Source organism: Bacteroides sp. ET225 (assembly GCF_024733745.1).
Taxonomy (GTDB): domain Bacteria; phylum Bacteroidota; class Bacteroidia; order Bacteroidales; family Bacteroidaceae; genus Phocaeicola; species Phocaeicola excrementipullorum.
In genome coordinates, this window is sequence record NZ_JANRHN010000020.1 from 49198 (window position 1) to 68845 (window position 19648).

The 19648-nt window shown below is 49.5% G+C and carries 17 protein-coding genes and 3 tRNA genes; 15 read left to right on the top strand and 5 right to left on the bottom strand.

What is annotated here, in order from left to right:
• The first annotated feature begins 1 nt into the window (after position 1).
• The 5 genes from NW212_RS09865 to NW212_RS09885 all read left to right on the top strand — a co-directional run bounded on the left by NW212_RS09865 (position 2) and on the right by NW212_RS09885 (position 3402).
• Complete coding sequence (locus NW212_RS09865; protein WP_258338478.1) at positions 2-1297, top strand: serine dehydratase subunit alpha family protein; 1296 nt, start codon at positions 2-4, stop codon at positions 1295-1297.
• A gap of 9 nt (positions 1298-1306) precedes the next feature.
• Complete coding sequence (locus tag NW212_RS09870; RefSeq protein ID WP_258338479.1) at positions 1307-1945, top strand: helix-turn-helix domain-containing protein; 639 nt, start codon at positions 1307-1309, stop codon at positions 1943-1945.
• Between the two features lie 85 nt (positions 1946-2030).
• Positions 2031-2654 carry a hypothetical protein gene (locus NW212_RS09875; protein WP_258338480.1) on the top strand — a complete coding sequence of 208 codons (624 nt, stop codon included), beginning with the start codon at positions 2031-2033 and terminating at the stop codon, positions 2652-2654.
• Positions 2651-3259, top strand: coding sequence for a uracil-DNA glycosylase family protein (locus NW212_RS09880; RefSeq protein WP_258338481.1), 609 nt, complete (start codon positions 2651-2653; stop codon positions 3257-3259). The genes NW212_RS09875 and NW212_RS09880 overlap by 4 nt, the downstream gene beginning before the upstream one ends.
• Before the next feature lie 70 nt (positions 3260-3329).
• Positions 3330-3402 (top strand) — tRNA-Trp (locus NW212_RS09885).
• Positions 3403-3524: 122 nt separating this feature from the next.
• Here NW212_RS09885 and NW212_RS09890 read toward each other — a convergent pair.
• From NW212_RS09890 to NW212_RS09900, 3 genes are all read right to left on the bottom strand, one after another.
• Positions 3525-3596 (bottom strand) — tRNA-Glu (locus tag NW212_RS09890).
• A gap of 34 nt (positions 3597-3630) precedes the next feature.
• Positions 3631-3705, bottom strand: a tRNA-Glu gene (locus NW212_RS09895).
• A 162-nt stretch (positions 3706-3867) separates the two neighbouring features.
• Positions 3868-5232, bottom strand: coding sequence for a TrpB-like pyridoxal phosphate-dependent enzyme (locus NW212_RS09900; RefSeq protein WP_258338482.1), 1365 nt, complete (start codon positions 5230-5232; stop codon positions 3868-3870).
• Between the two features lie 331 nt (positions 5233-5563).
• Between NW212_RS09900 and NW212_RS09905 the strand changes: the two genes are divergently transcribed.
• Together NW212_RS09905 and NW212_RS09910 are read left to right on the top strand one after the other, a co-directional pair.
• Positions 5564-7393 carry a TrkH family potassium uptake protein gene (locus NW212_RS09905; RefSeq protein WP_258338483.1) on the top strand — a complete coding sequence of 610 codons (1830 nt, stop codon included), beginning with the start codon at positions 5564-5566 and terminating at the stop codon, positions 7391-7393.
• Between the two features lie 2 nt (positions 7394-7395).
• On the top strand, positions 7396-8085 hold the full coding sequence (locus tag NW212_RS09910) for a TrkA family potassium uptake protein (RefSeq protein WP_258338484.1): 690 nt from the start codon (positions 7396-7398) through the stop codon (positions 8083-8085).
• 11 nt (positions 8086-8096) lie between these two features.
• On the opposite strand, the gene mltG is transcribed toward NW212_RS09910, so the two are convergent.
• Positions 8097-9128 (bottom strand): endolytic transglycosylase MltG, encoded by a 1032-nt coding sequence (mltG, locus tag NW212_RS09915; protein ID WP_258338485.1) that lies wholly within the window; start codon positions 9126-9128, stop codon positions 8097-8099.
• 340 nt (positions 9129-9468) lie between these two features.
• On the opposite strand from mltG, the gene NW212_RS09920 reads away from it, so the two are divergent.
• The 6 genes from NW212_RS09920 (at position 9469) to pstB (ending at position 15856) form a co-directional block, all read left to right on the top strand.
• Positions 9469-11007, top strand: a complete 1539-nt coding sequence (locus NW212_RS09920; protein ID WP_258338486.1) for an alpha-N-arabinofuranosidase — start codon at positions 9469-9471, stop codon at positions 11005-11007.
• 247 nt (positions 11008-11254) lie between these two features.
• Complete coding sequence (locus tag NW212_RS09925; RefSeq protein ID WP_258338487.1) at positions 11255-12244, top strand: hypothetical protein; 990 nt, start codon at positions 11255-11257, stop codon at positions 12242-12244.
• A 54-nt stretch (positions 12245-12298) separates the two neighbouring features.
• On the top strand, positions 12299-13348 hold the full coding sequence (gene pstS, locus NW212_RS09930) for a phosphate ABC transporter substrate-binding protein PstS (RefSeq protein WP_258338488.1): 1050 nt from the start codon (positions 12299-12301) through the stop codon (positions 13346-13348).
• A 12-nt stretch (positions 13349-13360) separates the two neighbouring features.
• Complete coding sequence (gene pstC / locus NW212_RS09935; RefSeq protein ID WP_258338489.1) at positions 13361-14218, top strand: phosphate ABC transporter permease subunit PstC; 858 nt, start codon at positions 13361-13363, stop codon at positions 14216-14218.
• A 19-nt stretch (positions 14219-14237) separates the two neighbouring features.
• On the top strand, positions 14238-15098 hold the full coding sequence (pstA, locus tag NW212_RS09940; RefSeq protein WP_258338490.1) for a phosphate ABC transporter permease PstA: 861 nt from the start codon (positions 14238-14240) through the stop codon (positions 15096-15098).
• Positions 15086-15856 carry a phosphate ABC transporter ATP-binding protein PstB gene (pstB, locus tag NW212_RS09945; protein WP_258338491.1) on the top strand — a complete coding sequence of 257 codons (771 nt, stop codon included), beginning with the start codon at positions 15086-15088 and terminating at the stop codon, positions 15854-15856. Before pstA ends, pstB begins: the two co-directional genes overlap by 13 nt.
• Positions 15857-15942: 86 nt before the next feature.
• Here pstB and NW212_RS09950 read toward each other — a convergent pair whose 3' ends face one another.
• Entirely contained in the window at positions 15943-16839 is an 897-nt protein-coding gene (locus NW212_RS09950) for a PfkB family carbohydrate kinase (RefSeq protein WP_258338492.1), read from the bottom strand.
• 262 nt (positions 16840-17101) lie between these two features.
• Here NW212_RS09950 and NW212_RS09955 point away from each other — a divergent pair, with 262 nt between their 5' ends.
• Both NW212_RS09955 and NW212_RS09960 read left to right on the top strand, forming a co-directional pair.
• Positions 17102-18409: an inositol-3-phosphate synthase gene (locus NW212_RS09955; protein WP_258338493.1), complete on the top strand. Its 1308-nt coding sequence runs from the start codon at positions 17102-17104 to the stop codon at positions 18407-18409.
• 164 nt (positions 18410-18573) lie between these two features.
• The gene (locus tag NW212_RS09960) at positions 18574-19446 is read left to right on the top strand and encodes an aldose 1-epimerase family protein (protein WP_258338494.1); all 873 of its coding nucleotides are present in this window, start codon (positions 18574-18576) and stop codon (positions 19444-19446) included.
• Positions 19447-19648 lie beyond the last annotated feature (202 nt).

A 19648-nucleotide genomic window follows, 5' to 3' on the forward strand; every position in this document is an offset into this window, starting at 1 on the left:
GATGATTCCAAAAAGCGAAAGAGAACAGATCATAGCGCTGATACACGGGGAGGTTGTTCCCGCAATCGGCTGTACGGAGCCTGTTGCGGTGGCTCTCTGCACAGCTAAGGCAACCGAAACGCTGGGAACGTGTCCGACAGAGATTGATGCCTGTTTGAGTGCCAATATCCTGAAGAATGCGATGGGTGTGGGAATCCCGGGTACGGATATGATTGGCCTGCCCATAGCCATAGCCTTGGGTGCCATTGCCGGCAAGTCTGCATACGGGCTGGAAGTGCTGAAAGATTCCGGTCCGGAAGACGTGGAAAAAGGCAAGGAATTGATTGCTTCGAATGCCGTCCATATCTCTTTGAAGGAGAATATTGAGGAAAAGCTTTATATTGAGGTGGTCTGTAAAGGTGAAAGCGGGTCAGTGACTGCTGTCATCAGCGGAGGGCACACGAATTTTGTTTATTTGGAAAAGAATGGAGAAGTTCTGCTCGACACGAGGCCGGCTTGCAAGCGTGAAGCGGAAGTGGGCGAAGTGGATCTGAACATGCGCAAGGTCTTTGACTTTGCAACGACTGCTCCGCTTGAGGAAATTCGTTTTATACTTGAAGCCAGGAATCTCAACAAGGCTGCTGCCGAGCGTTCGTTCAACGGAAGTTATGGGCATGAATTGGGAAAAACGCTGCGCTATAGTCCCAGCGAACAGAATGTTCTGGGAAATAATACCTTCACTCATATCCTTTCGTATACGTCAGCCGCCTGTGATGCACGTATGGCCGGTGCCATGATTCCGGTGATGAGCAATTCCGGCAGCGGCAATCAGGGCATCGCTGCAACGCTTCCGGTGGTGGTTTATGCGGAAGATAACTGCAAGTCGGAAGAGGAATTGATTCGGGCGCTTACGCTTAGCCACCTGACCGCTATCTATATCAAACAGAATCTGGGCAAGCTGTCTGCCTTGTGCGGATGTGTGGTTGCTGCGACAGGAAGCAGTTGCGGCATCACCTATCTCATGGGTGGAGGCTACGATCAGGTGGCAGATGCTGTTCAGAACATGATAGCCAATCTGACCGGAATGATTTGCGACGGGGCCAAGCCGAGCTGTGCGCTGAAGGTGACCAGCGGAGTGGCTACGGCTGTATTCTCGGCGATACTCGCAATGGAAGGAAAGTGTGTAAGTTCCGTAGAAGGAATTATTGAAAATGACGTTGATTTGAGTATCCGCAATTTGACCCAGATTGGCTCGAAAGGCATGAATGAAACAGACAAGATGGTGCTGGATATCATGACGCATAAACATTGTGACTGATTCTCCTTTATGAAACCGATGACAGATGCTGATTATATTCGGAAGCTGGTTGCTGAGGGAGAACATATACATCAGGATTTTAAATTTGCCATTTCGGACATAAGGAAGATTGCAAAAAGTCTGTCTGCCTTTGCCAACACGGAAGGCGGCCGCCTGCTTGTTGGGGTGAAAGACAACGGAAAGATTGCCGGTGTGCGCTCTGAAGAAGAAATCTATATGGTTGAGGCTGCGGCTTCGGTTTATTGCAGGCCGCCGCTGATGCTTGAGAATCATGTGTACAACGTGGACGGAAAGGATGTGCTGGAAGTTGTCATCTCTGAAAGCGGCGCCAAACCGGTATATGCTCTTGACGAAAACAACAGGCCGTGGGCTTATGTCCGGATTGCCGACGAGAATATTCTGGCTTCTCCTGTCCATCTGTCGGTTTGGAAGGAGGGCGTGAAAGAACGGTCGGTTATGGCCTATACTGACCGTGAGCGGTGTCTGCTGGATCTGTTGGGGAAGAAGGGAGAACTGACGCTGAACCAATGTGCCCGCCTTTCGGGAATGCCGAGGAAACAGGTTTGCGGACTTCTGGCCGATTTTATCCGTTTTGAGCTCGTGGAGCAAACTTTTAAAAATCATGTGTTCTATTACAGCTTGCTTTGAAAAGGTGATTTTTTTCCGTTTATTCCGGTGATATTTTTTATCTTTGCAAGCGGTTAGTATACAGAAACAATAAATAACTACGTATATGTCTATATTTTCAAAACTTTTCGGAAAAAAGCAAACAGATACAGAAGGTGCGCGCGTGGGTGGAATGGAAGACTTCATGACGCTGATCCGTGTGTATTATCAGGCTGTGATTGCTTCTCAGCTGGGAATCAGCAATATAAATCTTTTGCCTGATATGGCGGTATTTAAGCGGACATTGAAAGTCCCTACGCAGAACAACAAGCTTGGCGTCGCTGAAAAGGCGCGTTGCCGCAAGATGCTGATGGAAATCTACGGCCTCAGCGAGTCTTTCTTTAAGGAAATAGACAATTCCGTGAAGAAGAACTGCAAGACGATGAATGACATCAAGACTTACTTGTTCATGTTTCAGGGCTTCAGCCAGGATTTGATGATGGTTGTCGGCAACCTGATGCAATGGAAGTTCCGTATCCCGGGCTTCTTTAAGAAGACCATGTGGAGCATGACGGAAAAGACTGTGCATGATATATTTACCAAAACAAACTGGAAGGATGACGGTGTGCGCAAGACTTGCGGAAATATCCGTCAGTACCAGCACGCTCTGCATTATTCTGAGAGTTGGATTACAGAATATGTCTACAACATTGTGATGCTGGCTAAAAAAGAACCCAAACCCAAGTCATGACTCAGGAAACATCCGGTTTGTTCCCGCCGACAGGGACAGAAGCGCACCCGCTGGAGCCTTTTTTGCCTGCAGGTGCGCTTCTCTTGATGCTTGGCAGCTTTCCTCCGCAGAAAAAGCGTTGGAGCATGGACTTCTTCTATCCGAATCTTCAGAATGACATGTGGCGCATATACGGACTGATTTTCTTTGGCGACAAAGACCATTTTCTTCTTCCCGGGAAGAAGGCTTTTGACCGCGAGCGTATCAGTTCGTTTCTTCAAGAAAAAGGAGTGGCTCTTTATGATACGGCTTCAGTGGTCCGCCGCCTTCAAGATAACGCTTCCGACAAGTTTCTGGAAGTGGTGGAGCCTACAGATATCGGTGCGCTGTTGCGTTCCATTCCGTGTTGCAAGGCGGTGGTGACTACCGGCCAGAAAGCTACGGATGTGTTTTGCCAGCAGACGGGCGCACCCGAACCTCCGGTGGGAGAGAAGAGCGAGTTTGATTTTGCAGGGAAGAGAATGACTCTTTACCGGATGCCTTCTTCAAGCCGCGCTTATCCTTTGAAGCTGGAGAAAAAGGCTGAGGTTTACCGGGTTATGTTTCATGAACTGGGGATGATTTGATTTTTGTGTAAAATAATGCGGCAGAAGGTTTGCAGTTATCAAAAAATATGCTACTTTTGCACTCGCAAACACGGGAATAGCTCAGTTGGTAGAGCATCGGTCTCCAAAACCGAGTGTCGGGAGTTCGAGCCTCTCTTCCCGTGCATGATGAGGGTTGCAGCATTGCAGTGCTGCGGCCCTTGTTTTTTTATTGTGTCTGTCGTTTTCCGCCGGGCGGTATAGAAAACAAAAAAAAGGACACTCAACAATGAGCGCCCTGCTTGCGTAGCCCATGGGAGAATCGAACTCCCCTTTCAAGAATGAAAATCTTGCGTCCTAACCGATAGACGAATGGGCCATCCTTTTTGCCGCTGAAATTCAAGCTGGCTTTTTGGTAGCCCATGGGAGAATCGAACTCCCCTTTCAAGAATGAAAATCTTGCGTCCTAACCGATAGACGAATGGGCCAATCCTATGTTTGTGATGAAGCGTTTTTCAATCACGGGTGCAAAGGTACGGATTATTTTTGATTCTGCAAGCTTTTTGGGAAGAAAAAGTTCAAAAAAAGCATCCTTATCCTCCTTTTTGGGGCTGAAAGGATAAGGATGCTATGATTTTATGGAAAAAGTTTTAAACTTGTGGAACGTCTTTCAGGCTCTTTTCGATTTCCTCTTCAGGGAGTGTGTAGTTTGTTAAGTTCCCCGACAGGTATTGGTCGTATGCGCTCATGTCGATGAGTCCGTGGCCGGAAAGATTGAAAAGGATAACCTTTTCTTCGCCCGTTTCCTTGCATTTGTTTGCTTCCTGTATGGCCGCTGTGATGGCGTGGCACGATTCGGGTGCCGGAATGATTCCTTCCGTGCGTGCAAACAGGCATCCGCTCTCAAAGCTTTCAAGTTGCTGGATGTCGACGGCTTCCATCAGTCCGTCTTTCAGCAGTTGCGATACGATGACTCCTGCACCGTGGTAACGCAGGCCGCCGGCATGGATATTGGCCGGAGTGAAGTTGTGTCCCAAGGTATACATTGGGAGAAGAGGAGTGTAGCCTGCTTCATCGCCGTAGTCGTATTCAAATTTTCCTCTGGTCAGTTTCGGGCAAGAGGCAGGCTCTGCTGCCACATACCGTGTCTTTTTGCCTTCCAGAATGGTGTGGCGCATGAACGGGAAGGCGATGCCTCCGAAGTTGGATCCTCCGCCGAAGCAGCCGATGATCACGTCGGGATATTCGCCGGCCATTTCCATCTGCTTTTCAGCTTCCAGTCCGATGATGGTCTGGTGCAGGGCAACATGGCTGAGCACAGAGCCGAGTGTATATTTGCAGTTCGGTGTGGTACGTGCCAGTTCGATGGCTTCAGAAATGGCAGTTCCCAGCGATCCCTGGTGATTCGGGTACTTGGTCAGGATGTCTTTTCCGGCACGCGTAGACATGGACGGAGAAGGAGTTACCTGTGCGCCGAACGTTTGCATGATGCTCCGGCGGTAAGGCTTCTGTTCGTAGCTGATTTTCACCTGGTAAACGGCGGCTTCGAGTCCGAACACTCTGGCTGCATATGACAGTGCCGCGCCCCATTGTCCTGCGCCGGTTTCGGTGGTGATGTTGGTTATTCCCTCCTGTTTGCAGTAATAGGCCTGTGCCAGCGCCGAGTTCAGCTTGTGCGAACCGATCGGGCTTACGCTTTCGTTCTTGAAATAAATGTGCGCGGGTGTACCGAGCGCCTTTTCCAGTCCGTAGGCCCGTACCAGTGGGGTACTGCGGTAGTATTTGTACATATCGCGTACGGTTTCCGGTATTTCAATCCACGGATCAGTCTGGTTCAGTTCCTGGTGGCAAAGCTCTTTTGCGAAGATGGGATAGAGATCTTCCGGTTTGAGAGCCTGCTTGGTGGCAGGGTTCAGCGGCGGCATGGGCTTGTTTTTCATGTCGGCCTGGATGTTGTACCAGTATCTGGGTATCTCATCTTCCTGAAGGATGAATCTTTTCTGTTTTTTATCCATATTTGCTTTCAAATTTATAGTTTCCGTCAAAAATATGGAAATAAATGATAACAAGCAACTGATTCTTCTTTTTTCTTTGTTTTCCGTGCCAAAAAATGCCCGATACATGTGCCTGTCAGAGTTGGCGGGAGAAGTTCCGGGAGTTGTCCGCCCGCCTTTCTTGAACTGGCCGCTCAAGTTTCCGGTCTTTCCTTGTACTTTTAGGGGCAGAAATTCGGAAGAAAAAGAAGTGTGTATTGTTAAAAAACTATAAGAAGAGCAGGAATGGTCATCGGTAAACATGTTTTTCAGCAGTTATGCGTATTTTTGCCTGTCAACATTATGTTATTGTATGGACTATTGGGAACGATTGTTTTTATACCGCAAAAAGTTGCTTCTGCCCCGCATCAACCAGCTTGTGAACTGGATGCTTGGGATTACTTATGTATGTGCGGTAGCGTTTCTGGCTGCGCTCGTTTATGAGTACGGCTTCAGGATATCCGAAGGCGAGCGTGCCATCATTCATTGGGTTTACCGGAGTGTGTGGGTTGTCTTTCTGCTGAGCATGACTTTGCAGATTGTTTTCCGTCAGGACGACTCGCCCTATAAATTTACCCCATGGACGTGGGTGCTGAGCGTCTTGCTCTATCTCACTCTTCTTCCCGTTGTCTTTCATCAGCCCGAATCCGGCACGGAGGTCTATTGGATATGGGCCTTTTTCCGGAGTCCTTATTACCGGGGGGCCATTCTGCTTCTCTATTCGTTCTATCAGCTTTCGGGAAGTCTGGTCCGGCTGATGGGCAAGCGGACAAATCCTCCGCTTATTCTTGCCGGGAGCTTTCTTGTCATCATTCTTCTGGGAACGGGCATGCTCTTGCTTCCGAGAGCTACGTATGACGGCATTCACTGGATAGATGCTCTCTTTACGGCCACCAGCGCGACTTGCGTCACCGGTCTGGTTTCAGTGGATGTGCCTTCCACCTTCACGCTCGAGGGGCAGATCATCATCATCCTGCTCATCCAGATAGGAGGCTTGGGCTTGATGACGCTGACCAGTTTTTTCGCGATGTTTTTCATGGGCAACACATCCATTTACAATCAGCTGGTTGTGGGGGACATGATCAGCTCCAATTCGCTCAACTCGTTGCTTTCTACCTTATTATATATATTGGGATTTACCTTGACCATTGAGGGCATCGGCATGCTGGTAATCTGGTACAGCATTCACGGGACATTAGGCATGACGCTGGACGAAGAGCTGTTTTTTTCTGCTTTCCATTCGATATCGGCATTCTGCAATGCCGGCTTCTCCATTCTGCCCGGCGGGATGAGCAATCCTCTGGTCATGCAGAATCATAACCTGCTTTATATAACGCTGGGACTGCTGATTGCTTTGGGCGGCATCGGTTTTCCGATTCTGGTGAATCTGTATGAAACGGTTTCCTACTATCTGGGCTATTGGAAGTGGAAAGTGTTCGGACGTTCGCGCCGGTTTGACAAGCGTGTGCATCTGTATAACCTGAACACAAAGATCGTGCTTGTCTGTACGGCCGTACTCCTTGTGGTGGGAACGCTTGTCATTGCAGTCATCGAGTGGAACCAGGCTTTGGCAGGCATGCCGGTGGCAGACAAGCTGGTGCACTCCTTCTTCAACTCATCGTGTCCGCGTACAGCCGGTTTTGTCAGCGTGCCTCTGCTTTCTTTTTCGGTGCAGACCCTGCTGTTCATGCTGATACTGATGGTAATCGGAGGCGGCACGCAGTCAACTGCCGGAGGTGTGAAAATCAACGTGTTTGCCGTGGCTATGCTGAATTTGTGGGCGGTTATCCGCGGCTCGGAGCATGTTACGATACTGAGGCGCGAACTTTCGCATGATTCCATCCGGCGTTCGAACGCCGTAATCATGCTTTACCTGATGATCGCTTTTGCGGGAATGTTCATATTGAGCATGCTTGAGCCTGACGCTCCTTTGCTGGCCATTGTGTTCGAATGCATTTCGGCGTTGAGTACGGTCGGTTCCAGCCTTGACCTGACACCGAAGCTGGGCGGCTGGGGCAAGATTCTGATTGTTCTGATGATGTTTGTGGGGCGCGTCGGAGCCTTTACGCTGGCCACGGGACTGATCAGGCAGGAAAAGAAGCGGAACTATAAATATCCGAGTGACAATATAATTATCAACTGATTATGAAATATCTGATTATTGGTTTGGGACATTATGGAGGCCTCCTGGCTGAAGAGCTGACTGCATTGGGGCATGAGGTGGTAGGAGTGGATAAGGACGAGCTGCATGTTGACCGGGTGAAGGACAAGATGGCGACTTCGTTTGTGCTTGACGCGACGGATGATCTGGCACTTTCTGTGCTTCCTGTAAAAAACGTAGACCTCGTGATTGTAGCCATCGGAGATAACTTCGGAGCTTCCGTGCGCATTGTTTCTTTGCTGAAGAAGAACAAGGCGAAGCATATTTTTGCCCGCGCCGTAGACGATGTGCACCGTGCCGTGCTCGAAGCCTTTTCTATCGACCGGATTCTGACCCCGGAACAGGATGCCGCCCGCGAGCTGGCACAGTCGCTCGACTTGAGTTCTGAGGTAGAATCGTTTCAAGTGGACGAAAGCAATTATGTGTTCAAGTTCCGCCTTCCGAAGAAGCTTGAAGGCTATCATGCCAACGACCTGAATCTTGAAACGGAGTTCGGGCTGAAAATCATTTCACTGGTCCGGGGCAACGTGGCTTTGAATTGCCTCGGCATTTCTGTCGTGGAGCGGAATGTTGCCAACGAGTTCCCGGAAGACTATGAGTTGTCTTTGAACGATATGCTGGTATGTTACGGGCCTTATTCCCGCTTCACCCAGTTCTGGAAATCCGTCCGGTAAGCGGAAGCTGCCTACCGGATGTTCCTTCTGTTCAGTGCCTGCTGGTATCGGCGGGCATTGGCCTGATGCTGTGCGAGCGTATGCGCAAAATTGTGTGTGCCGGAGAAATCCTCCTTTGCGCACATATACAGGTAATCGTGATGCGCATAGTTCAGCACGCTTTCGATGGCATGGATAGATGTTATGCGGATTGGTCCGGGCGGAAGCCCTTGTATTTTATAGGTATTGTACGGGCTGTCCGTTTCCAGATGCTTGTGCAGGATGCGTCGAAGCCCGAAGTCTTGCAAAGCGAACTTTACGGTAGGGTCGGCCTGGAGAGGCATTCCGATGCGCAGCCGGTTCAGATAGAGTCCTGCCACCACGGGCATTTCGCTTTTGTTTGCCGTTTCTTCTTCAACGATTGATGCCAGCGTGCACACTTCAACGGGCGTAAGTCCGGCTGCCTCGGCCTTGTCTTTCCGCTGCCTGTTCCAAAAGCGGGCGTATTCTTTTTTCATGCGTTTCACAAAGTCTTCCGCCGTCATGTCCCAGTACACTTCGTAAGTGTTGGGCAGGAAAAATGCCGGAAGCGTTTCTTTGCTGTATCCGAGCGATGCGCAATAGGCGCTGTCATTTAGCAGCGATGCGATCCGGGCGGAATCGGCCATGATTTGCCTGCCTACTGTTGCCGCCATTCTTCCGATGGTCCGCACGCCTGGAACCACCAGCCTGACGGGGGTCTGGTGTCCGTTGTTCAGCTTGCGGAAAAGCTGGAGTGTGGTTTCTTCGGCTGAAAGCCTGTATGCTCCCGTGTGTATGTGGCTTTTATAGTCCTTGACGGAGGCCAGCAGCTTGAATCCGGTGAGCCTCCTTGCGCTGAACTGTTCTTCCAGCTTTGTGCAAACGGAGTCTTCCGTGTCGTCTTCGTCAATGTACAGCAGAGATCCGGAGCCTCTTTGGATGGGATGATTCATCAGCATACTGAGCGGAACGGCTGCGCACAGAGCTACCAGCAGTGCAGCTGCGCTTATAGCGAATGCGGCTTTTTTTCGGTTCATGTTCATGTTTTGTTTTTGTCCGGACAAAGGTAACAAAAAAAGTGGAATCATGACAGAAAGTTGCAGGTGCCTTGAAGCATTCTCTGTCTCCAGGCTAGGGATGCATATCCCCAGCCTGGAGATGCATATCTTTAGTCTGGAGATGTATATCTCGAGGCTGGAGATACAGAACTTTTTGGGATGAGGCGGAATGTTTTTCCGGGCAGAAAACGTTTGGATTGCCTGTTTCTTGCAAAACGTGTGTTTTTTACAATTAAAATCGGAGGGAGCTTTGTTTTATAAATAAACTTTTTTATTTTTGTGGTGAGATAACGCTTTAATTCATCATCACTTAAAATTTCAAATTATGAAAAATGCACTTCTGGGCATGGCCCTGTGTTTTTCGGCGGCTCTTTCCGCACAGCCGGAAACTACCGTGACCGTTCATACCGAACAGGGAAAACAGATTATACCGAAAGAAATCTACGGGCAGTTTGCCGAACATCTTGGCACCTGCATCTATGGCGGATTGTGGGTGGGGGAGGATTCTCCGATTCCTAACGTCAACGGTTACCGCAAGGATGTGTTCGATGCGATAAAGGAACTGAAAGTGCCCGTGCTGCGCTGGCCGGGAGGCTGCTTTGCCGATGAATATCACTGGATGGACGGAATCGGTCCGCGCGAGAGCCGTCCGCACATGGTGAACAACAACTGGGGAGGAACTGTGGAGGATAACAGTTTCGGAACGCACGAGTTTCTCAATCTCTGTGAAATGCTGGGCTGCGAGCCTTATATCAGCGGCAATGTGGGGAGCGGCACCGTTGAGGAAATGGCGAAATGGGTGGAATATATGACTTCTGAATCGGGAAGCCCGATGGCTGACCTGCGGCGGAAAAACGGGCGCGAAAAGCCGTGGAAGGTGAAGTATTTCGGCGTTGGCAACGAAAGCTGGGGGTGCGGGGGAAGCATGCGTCCCGAATATTATGCCGACCTTTACCGCCGCTATTCCACTTATTGCCGCAACTACAACGGAAACGTGCTGTTTAAAATAGCCAGCGGTGCCAGCGATTACGACTATAATTGGACGGAGGTGCTGATGAAGAATATCGGCCACCGCATGGACGGGGTTTCCTTACATTATTATACGGTGGCGGGATGGACCGGAAGCAAAGGTTCTGCAACCCGCTTTACGGACGACGATTATTATTGGACGCTGGGGAAATGCCGCGAGATTGAAGATGTGCTGAAACGCCACATGGCAATCATGGACAGATATGATCCGAAAAAACAGATCGCGCTGATGGTAGACGAGTGGGGGACATGGTGGGACGAAGAGCCGGGTACGGTGCCGGGCCATCTGTTTCAGCAGAATACGATGCGCGATGCTTTCGTGGCTTCGCTGACGCTCGATATTTTTCATAAATATACCGACCGCGTGAAGATGACCAATATCGCCCAGATTGCAAATGTGCTGCATTCCATGATTCTGACTAAGGGCGACAAGATGGTGCTGACTCCCACCTATTATGTCTTTAAAATGTACAACGTGCATCAGGATGCCGTTTATCTGCCTCTTGACTTGCAGTGCGAGCGCAGAATTGTGCGTGACAACCGCATTCTTCCGATGATCAGTGCCACAGCGTCACGCGACAAGGCTGGAAAGATTCATGTGTCTTTGTCGAATGTGGATCTGGAAAACGGACAGGAAGTGACCGTAAAGCTTGACGGCATCAGCGGAAAGTCGGTGAGCGGATGCATTCTCACCTCCGGGCATATCGGCGATTGCAACACGTTCGACAAGCCGGATGCCGTTGCGCTGAAAAGCTTCAATGGAGCAAGGATAACGAAAGAAGGCATTGTGGTGAAGCTCCCGGCCAAATCGATTGTCACTTTAGAAATCAACTGATATGTATGCAGGCCGGACTGGCTTTTTCCGGTTCTGAACGCTGCCCCTTTATCCTGACATGGCGGATTTCTGCCACGCAGGATAAGGGGCATTTGCGTCTGGAGGGCTTTCTGATGGCTTTGTAACAGAAATGTAATACAATGTTACGCTATCTTTAAAAGGTTGAAACATGTTTGTAACATCTATTCCCGACCTTTGCGGCATAAAAATTAAGGTCAGAGAATTAATTGTTTTTCTTATGAATGTAATGAAATTGATAATAATGGGGATGGTCGGATGCCTGCTGTCGGTTCCTGCGCTGGCTGAAAACAATGAGGTGCAGTCCAAGGATGACCAGAAGAAAGGTTCGGCTATAATTACTATCTTTTCGGACTTTCACACGGGTTTCGGAAATGTGAACGATGACAGAGGCTTTGATCTGGACCGTGCCTATATCGGCTATCAGTATAATCTGCCTCACGGATTGCAGCTGAAGGCGGTGATGGACTTTGGGCAGTCGGATGATGTGGGGGACTATCAGCGCATAGGCTATGTCAAGAATGCAATGATCAGCTGGAAAAGCGGGAAATGGACATTGAATGCCGGCTTGATCAGTACGACTCAGTTCAAGCTTCAGGAAGACTTTTGGGGGAAACGCTATGTGATGAAGTCGTTTCAGGATGAATACAAGTTCGGCAGCAGTGCCGATCTGGCGGTTTCGGCAGCTTATAAGTTTAATGATGTCGTGTCGGCCGATGTGATTCTGACCAACGGGGAAGGCTATAAGAAAGTGCAGGTGAAAGACGGTCTGCAATACGGTGCAGGCGTAACCGTAACACCGGTCAAGGGCTTTGTGATCCGTGCCTACGGTTCGTTCAACGAGGCTCCCGAAGATAACTTGGAGGGCATAACCAACGTGGCCGCATTTATGGGATACAAGAATTCCAGATTTTCCGTGGCTGCCGAATACAACTGGCAGTCGAATGCAAAGAATGTGAAGGACCAGGACCAGAGCGGTGTGTCCGCCTACGCTTCGGTGCAGTTCAACAAAAATATCGGAATGTTCGGACGTTGGGACTATCTCGATTCGAAGCACGACTGGAACAATGCTTCCGACGGTATGGCCGGCATTCTGGGCGCAGAGTTCAAGCTCGGGAAATACATCAAGCTCGCTCCCAATTTCCGCATATGGTCGCCCAAGGCCGACGGAGTGGACAAGTCGGGCTATTTTTATCTGAATGCGTCATTCGCACTTTGATGCATGAAGTGAGATACATGATTGATGACTAACAGTTTCTAATTTTATAAACAAATGAAAAAGTTTTATTTACCTTTAATTGCGGGCGCAATGGCATTGTCATTCGCTGCATGTGGCGGACAGAAAGCCGGTGAATCAGTAGAGTTAAGCGGAGCAGGAGCAACTTTCCCTCTTCCTTTTTACAACATGTCATTCGAAGGCTACGATGTTGCAACCGGAAACAAAGTTTCTTACGGAGGCATCGGCAGCGGCGGTGGCGTGCGTAATCTGAAAGATGAAATCGTTGATTTCGCCGGAAGCGATGCGTTCCTGACAGATGAGGAAATGAAAGATATGAAGCCGGTTGTGCATATCCCGACTTGTATGGGAGCTGTTGTGCTGGCTTACAATTTGCCTGATGTGGTGAAACTGAACCTCTCGGGTGACGTTATTGCTGATATTTATGCAGGCAAGATCACAAAATGGAACGATGCCCGTCTGGTTGAACTGAATCCGGAGGTGAAGCTTCCTGCCAAAGACATTATCGTAGCTTACCGTTCGGACGGCAGCGGCACTACTTTCATCTTTACTGACTATCTGTCGAAGGTGAGTGAAAACTGGAAGAACACTTACGGAGCAGGCAAGACCGTTGACTTTCCTGTAGGCCAGGCAGCCAAAGGCAACCCGGGCGTTGCGGGAATCATCGCTCAGACTCCGTATTCGTTCGGCTACATCGGTTCTGAATATGCTTTTGCTCAGAAGATTCCTTATGCAAGCGTGATGAACAAACGCGGCGAGCTGATCACTCCGTCCACTGAAAGCATTTCTGCCGCTGCCGGCGACATCCCTCAGGATACTCGCTGCTCGATTACTGATGCAGATGCGGAAGGCGCATATCCTATCAGTTGCTTCACCTGGCTGCTGGTATATCAGGAACAGCATTATGGCGACCGCAGCATGAATCAGGCAAAGGCTACTGTAGAGCTGATGCAGTATATGCTGTCTGACAGCGTTCAGCAGAAAACGGCTACGGTACACTATGCTCCGCTGCCTAAGAAAGCAGTAGAACTGAGTCTGCAAAATCTGAAGACCGTTACTTACGACGGACAGCCGATTTTAAAATAAAAAACGTCGTTTATGCAGGATAAAATATTTAAAGTTTTACTGATTTTATCTGCTGTGCTTATACCAATCATCGGTGGGGGAATCATTCTCTCCCTCACCGTTGATGCTTCCGGTGCGTTTGAAGAGTTCGGATTCTGGAAGTTCGTGTTTTCTGATGATTGGGTGACTACGGCAGGTAAAGAAAGCTACGGAGCGCTTCCGTTCATTACGGGTACTTTGCTGACCACTGCCTTGGCATTGATCATGTGTATTCCTTTTTCGCTGCCGGTTGCTTTGTTTACGGGTGAATATTTCAAGGGGCGTAAGATTGCCGCCATTCTGGGAACGGTAATCGACTTGCTGGCCGGCATTCCTTCCATCATTTATGGCTTGTGGGGATTTTATGTGCTTCGCGGGGCATTCATGTATTTGGATCTTTCTCCTCAGGGTTCCGGCATCTTGACAGCATCTTTCGTTCTGGCGATTATGATCGTTCCTTATGCAGCTTCCTTGAGCGCCGAGTTTATCAAGATGGTTCCTGCCGAATTGAAGGAAGGAGCTTACGCAATGGGAGCTACGCGTGCTGAAGTGATCCGCCGGGTGATATTCCCTATGGCCGGTTCCGGTATTTTCTCAGCCTTCATTCTTGCCATTGGCCGCGCATTGGGTGAAACGATGACCGTGACGATGCTTATCGGAAACACCAATCAGATGCCTGATACGCTGCGCACCACAGGTAATACGATGGCCAGTATCATCGCCAATCAGTTTGGTGAAGCTGACGGCTTGAAGCTTTCTTCATTGATTGCCATCGGTCTGCTTTTGTTCTTGATTACGGCTGTAATCAACATTATCGGAAAGATTCTGATTCGCCGTGCCCGCCATGTCTAACTTGTAAATAGAGTGCTATATGGATAAAGTAAAGTTTCGTATATTCAAGAGCCGGCTTCTTTTCATACTGGTTTGTGTGCTGTCGGGGGTGACAGCCATTCCGTTGCTGGCCATTTTAGGTGAAGTGCTCATCAAAGGTTGGAATCAGTTGGGATGGTCGTTCCTCACGGAAGCTACACCAAACGCATACAAGGCCATGCTTGCCGCTCAGGCTGGCGAGGAAATGCCGGGCGGAATAGCCAACGGCATTATCGGTACTTTTCTGATGCTGCTTTTGGCGGCTGTGGTGGCAATTCCGGTGGGTATCCTTTGCGGTATCTGTCTGTCTGAATACCGGAAAAGCTGGTTTGCGACATTTGTCAGCTATCTGACCGACTTGTTGCAGGGTACTCCCTCTATTATCATAGGTATTATTACATATATTTGGGTTGTTGTGCCGATGAAGGGCTATTCGGCCATTGCGGGTAGCGTGGCACTGTTTATCATGATGCTTCCTTTGATTATCCGTTCTACGGAAGAAACGATGAAAGTGTTGCCCGAAACATTGAAGGAGGCCGGTCTGGCATTGGGAGGAAGCTACTGGCGGGTGATGCTGAAAGTGATGGTTCCTACTGCTCTTGGAAGTATCTTTACCGGTATCTTGCTGGCTATCTCGCGCGTCGTTGGCGAAACGGCCCCGCTGATGTTTACCGCATTGGGCGGTGCGGCCATCAGTTGGAACATGACCAAGCCCATGTCGGCGGTTCCCTTGCTTATCTGGGAATTCTTCAACGACCCGAACCTGCAGAACTTGATTTGGGGAGCATCCCTGTTCCTGCTGGCATTTGTATTATGTTTGAATTTATTAGCTAAACGAATTGCAAAGAAATGGAAAGTATAAAAGACCCGATTCTTCAGATAAAAGATGTATGTATCTCATATACCAGCAGCGTGATGGCTGTAAAGCATGTCAGCGCTGATATCGAGAAAAACTCTATTACAGCCATCATGGGACCGTCCGGATGCGGTAAGAGTACCCTGCTGCGTGCCGTAAACCGTATGCACGAGCTGTATAAGAACATCCGCGTGACAGGCGAAATCCTTCTTAACGGGGAGAATGTGCTCGAGATGGAGCCGATGGTTGAACGTCGCCGTATCGGTATGGTGTTCCAGCGTCCGAATCCGTTCCCGACAATGAACATTTTCGACAATGTGCTTGCCGGATATATCCTGAACGGAATCCGTCTGTCAAAATCCCAGAAAGAAGAAATCGTTGAGCGCAACTTGCGCAACGTGTCCTTGTGGGATGAAGTGAAGGATTCGTTGACAAAGAGAGGAACATTCCTCTCTGGCGGACAGCAGCAGCGCTTGTGCATCGCGCGCTCTTTGGCCTTGCAGCCGGATGTGCTGCTGATGGACGAACCGACTTCGGCTCTCGACCCGATCGCAACCAAGCACATTGAGGACTTGATGGACCAGCTGAAGAAAGAAGTGACAATCCTGATCGTGACTCACAACATGTCGCAGGCCATGCGTATTTCCGACCGTTCCATGTTCATGTTCCTGGGTGAGCTGATCGAGTATGATGATACGAAGAAGATGTTTGAAAATCCGTCGGACGAACGTACACGTTCTTATCTGACCGGAAAGATGGGATAACCAGTCTGCACAGCAATATATAAGGGTGTTCTCGGTATGGAAGCCGGAAACACCCTTGTTTGTGTTGGATCCGGGTCGGTGCCCGTTTAAACCGTTTTCGCTTTCAGCTTGCTTGTGCGCAGGATATTCCAGATATCTTCTTCCGAGCCGGAGAACGGGCCGCTTTTTTCCAGCTTGATGGTAGACATGGCGGCGGCAAAACACCCGGCTTCTTCGCATGAGAAGCCTTTGTTGCGCATGTACAGGTATCCCAGCACGTATGTATCTCCGCATCCGGTAGCGTCTACCACCTCTTTGGGAGGATAAGCCGGAATCTTGTAGAACTTGCCGTTCGCGTAGATGAGCGATCCAAGGCTTCCGAGGGTGAGCAGTATTTCCTTGACTCCCCATTCGGCAAGCTGTCTGGCCGCCTTCTTCGGGTCTTTGTGTCCGGTCAGCACTTCCGCCTCCTGTTCGTTGACTTTCAGGATATCGATGTATTTCAGCGCCTCCCTTTTTTCTTTCCAGTCGGTCGGATACACATGCTCGCCCTTCACTTCGCGCAGATAACCTTGCGCATCCACGGCGAGAATGCCTTTTTGCGCGAGCAGCTTCACCACTTCCAGCGGAAAGTCATCTGCCAGCAGGCTTCCGAGATGGAAGAATCGGGCCTCCTCGTGTTTCAGTTCGTCGGCGGTGAACGGATCGGCTTTTGCAAGCACACGCTGCGTCCGTTCGTCCTGATTTTCTCCGTAGGTATTCTCGAAAAAGACCGTATGTTTGCTTGGCAGCACTTCCACCTGTATGCCCTTCTTTCTCATCTCCTCCACGGTGTTGTATTCGCTGGGAGCCAGTGCCGTTACGAGCTTGTAGTTTTTAGAGTCTTTAAGGTGCTGTATGCCGTATGAAAAATAATAGGACGTGCCTCCCGGCATGTAAGTCGTTTTTCGTGGCGTGACAATTTTGTCTAATGTCAGATGCCCGATGCAGCAGATGTCGTTCATGAGCTATTAATTCTGTTTTTGCCCGCAAAGGTACGTATATTTTTAGTGTTTTGTAAGTCCGTAAATGGCATTTTCTTCTGTTTTTATAGCTAATTTTTACTTATTAACCTATAAAATAACGGCAGAAATGGCTTTTTAAAGAAACAAATCTGTAACTTTGGGCGGTTTGTTCCGAAAGTTTCGGGGCGGACTGCCTGAATTTTTGTCAGAAATTTGGGAAAACATAGGTAACAGAAGTGTTTTATTTAAAAATAAAAAAGGAATGGAAAAAATGAATGTAAAACCGGCTGAAGGCAAACTGGGAGTTTTGTGTGTGGGGCTTGGAGCTGTGGCTACCACGTTTATGACCGGTGTGCTGATGGTCCGTAAAGGGCTTGCCAAACCTGTAGGATCCATGACTCAGTACGACAAGATTCGTGTGGGGCGTGGTGCTGAAAAGAAGTATCTTCATTACAATGAGATTGTTCCGATGGCTGAATTGAGCGACATCGTATTCGGAGCGTGGGATGTATATCCTGCCAACGCTTATGAGTCTGCAATCAATTGCGAGGTACTGAAGGAGAAAGATATTAATCCGGTCAAGGATGAGCTGGAAAAGATTGTTCCCATGAAGGCCGCTTTCGACCATAACTATGCGAAGCGTCTGGACGGAAACAATGTGAAAGACTGTGCTACGCGCTGGGACATGGTGGAACAGCTGCGTGAAGATATCCGCCGTTTCAAGGCTGAAAACGGGTGCAGCCGTATCGTGGTGCTGTGGGCTGCGTCGACTGAAATCTATGTGCCGGTATGCGAAGAAGTGCACGGAACATTGGAAGCCTTGGAAAAGGCGATGAAGGCAGACGACCGCGAGCATATCGCTCCTTCCATGTGCTATGCGTATGCGGCCTTGTCGGAAGGCGCGCCTTTCATCATGGGTGCTCCGAACACCACCGTAGACATTCCTGCGATGTGGGAAATGGCCGAAAAGACCAAGATGCCTATTGCAGGAAAAGACTTCAAGACGGGACAGACGTTGGTGAAGTCTGGTTTTGCTCCGATTATCGGCACACGTTGCCTGGGACTTTCCGGATGGTTCTCTACCAACATCCTCGGCAACCGCGACGGACTGGTGCTCGACGAACCGGCAAACTTCCATACAAAGGAGGTGAGCAAGCTTTCGACGCTGGAGTCGATTCTTGTTCCGGAAAACCAGCCCGATCTGTATACCGACTATTATCATAAGGTAAGAATCAACTATTATCCTCCCCGCAACGACAACAAGGAGGGGTGGGACAACATTGATATTTTCGGCTGGATGGGCTATCCGATGCAGATAAAAATCAATTTCCTGTGCCGCGACTCCATCCTTGCCGCTCCGCTGTGTCTTGACCTGGTGCTGCTGAGCGACTTGGCTGCACGTGCCGGACGCTACGGTATCCAGCGTTTCCTGAGCTTCTTCCTGAAGAGTCCGATGCACGACTATACACAGAACGAAGTGCCTGTGAATCATCTCTTCCAGCAGTATGTGATGCTGAAGAACGCTTTGCGTGAGATGGGCGGCTATGAAGCTGATGAAGAAATAGACTGATCGGTTGCGGACCGCAAGATATAGGCTCTCCCCGCCGGGTTTCATTTCCCGGCGGGGGGAGCCTTGTTTTGGCGGCATTCAATTATTATTGCTGGAGGCGGGAAGTTTTTTTCGGATAAATCGTATCTTTGTCTTCTGAAGACACAAATTAAAAACTTATCGTTATGAAGACCTTATCCAATTCTCATCTCACAATCCGGGTTTCTCCGCACGGCGCTGAACTTTGCAGTATCATGCGAGGCGGAAAAGAATATTTGTGGCAGGCCGATCCAGCTTTCTGGAAACGGCATTCGCCTGTGCTGTTCCCCATTGTGGGCAGCGTGTGGAACAATACTTATTATGTCAATGACAAGCCTTTCGGACTTTCCCAGCACGGGTTTGCCCGCGACATGGATTTCGAGCCGGTGCTTGAAACGGCGGATGAAGTCAGGTTTCGTCTTGCCAGCAACGGGGAAACGCTGGCAAAGTATCCTTTCCCGTTTGTCCTTGAAATAGGATACAGGCTCGAAGGCAATGCGGTGAGAGTGATGTGGCAGGTCACCAATCCGTCTGACGAAGAAATCCATTTCCAGATAGGAGCCCATCCGGCGTTTTATTATCCCGCTTTCAATCCGGCAGAAAGCCGGAGGGGTTTCTTCGGATTCGGCGGCAAGCGCAGGCTTGAATACCTGCTTATAGCCGAAAAAGGATGCGTGGACATCGAGAAGAGGAATCATCTGGAGCTTGGCGGAGAGGGACTTCTTCCGATTGACACTCATACGTTTGATCATGACGCACTGATCATTGAAGACGATCAGGTAAAGGAGGTTACGCTTTACGACCTTGACAAGCGCCCTTACATCACTTTGCGCTTCGATGCCCCCGTGGTGGGGCTGTGGTCGCCTCCCGGAAAAAACGCGCCCTTTGTCTGCATCGAACCCTGGTACGGCCGTTGCGACCGCATGTGTTATGTCAGTGAGTTTAAGGATAAAGACTGGATGCAGCATCTCCAGGCTCACGGCGTATTCCGCGCGGAGTATCTGATTGAAGTGAGGTAAAAACCGGAATATATCCTGTTGTCTTTATCTCTTCACTGCCGCGCGGAGTATCTGATTGAAGTGAGGTAAAAACCGGAATATATCCTGTTGTCTTTATCTCTTCACTGGAGTGATACGATCTCCTCACTGCAACGATACGATGTCTTCACTCCAGTGATACGATCTCCTCACTCTAGTGAAGAGATCGGGATGATGCGCTGTC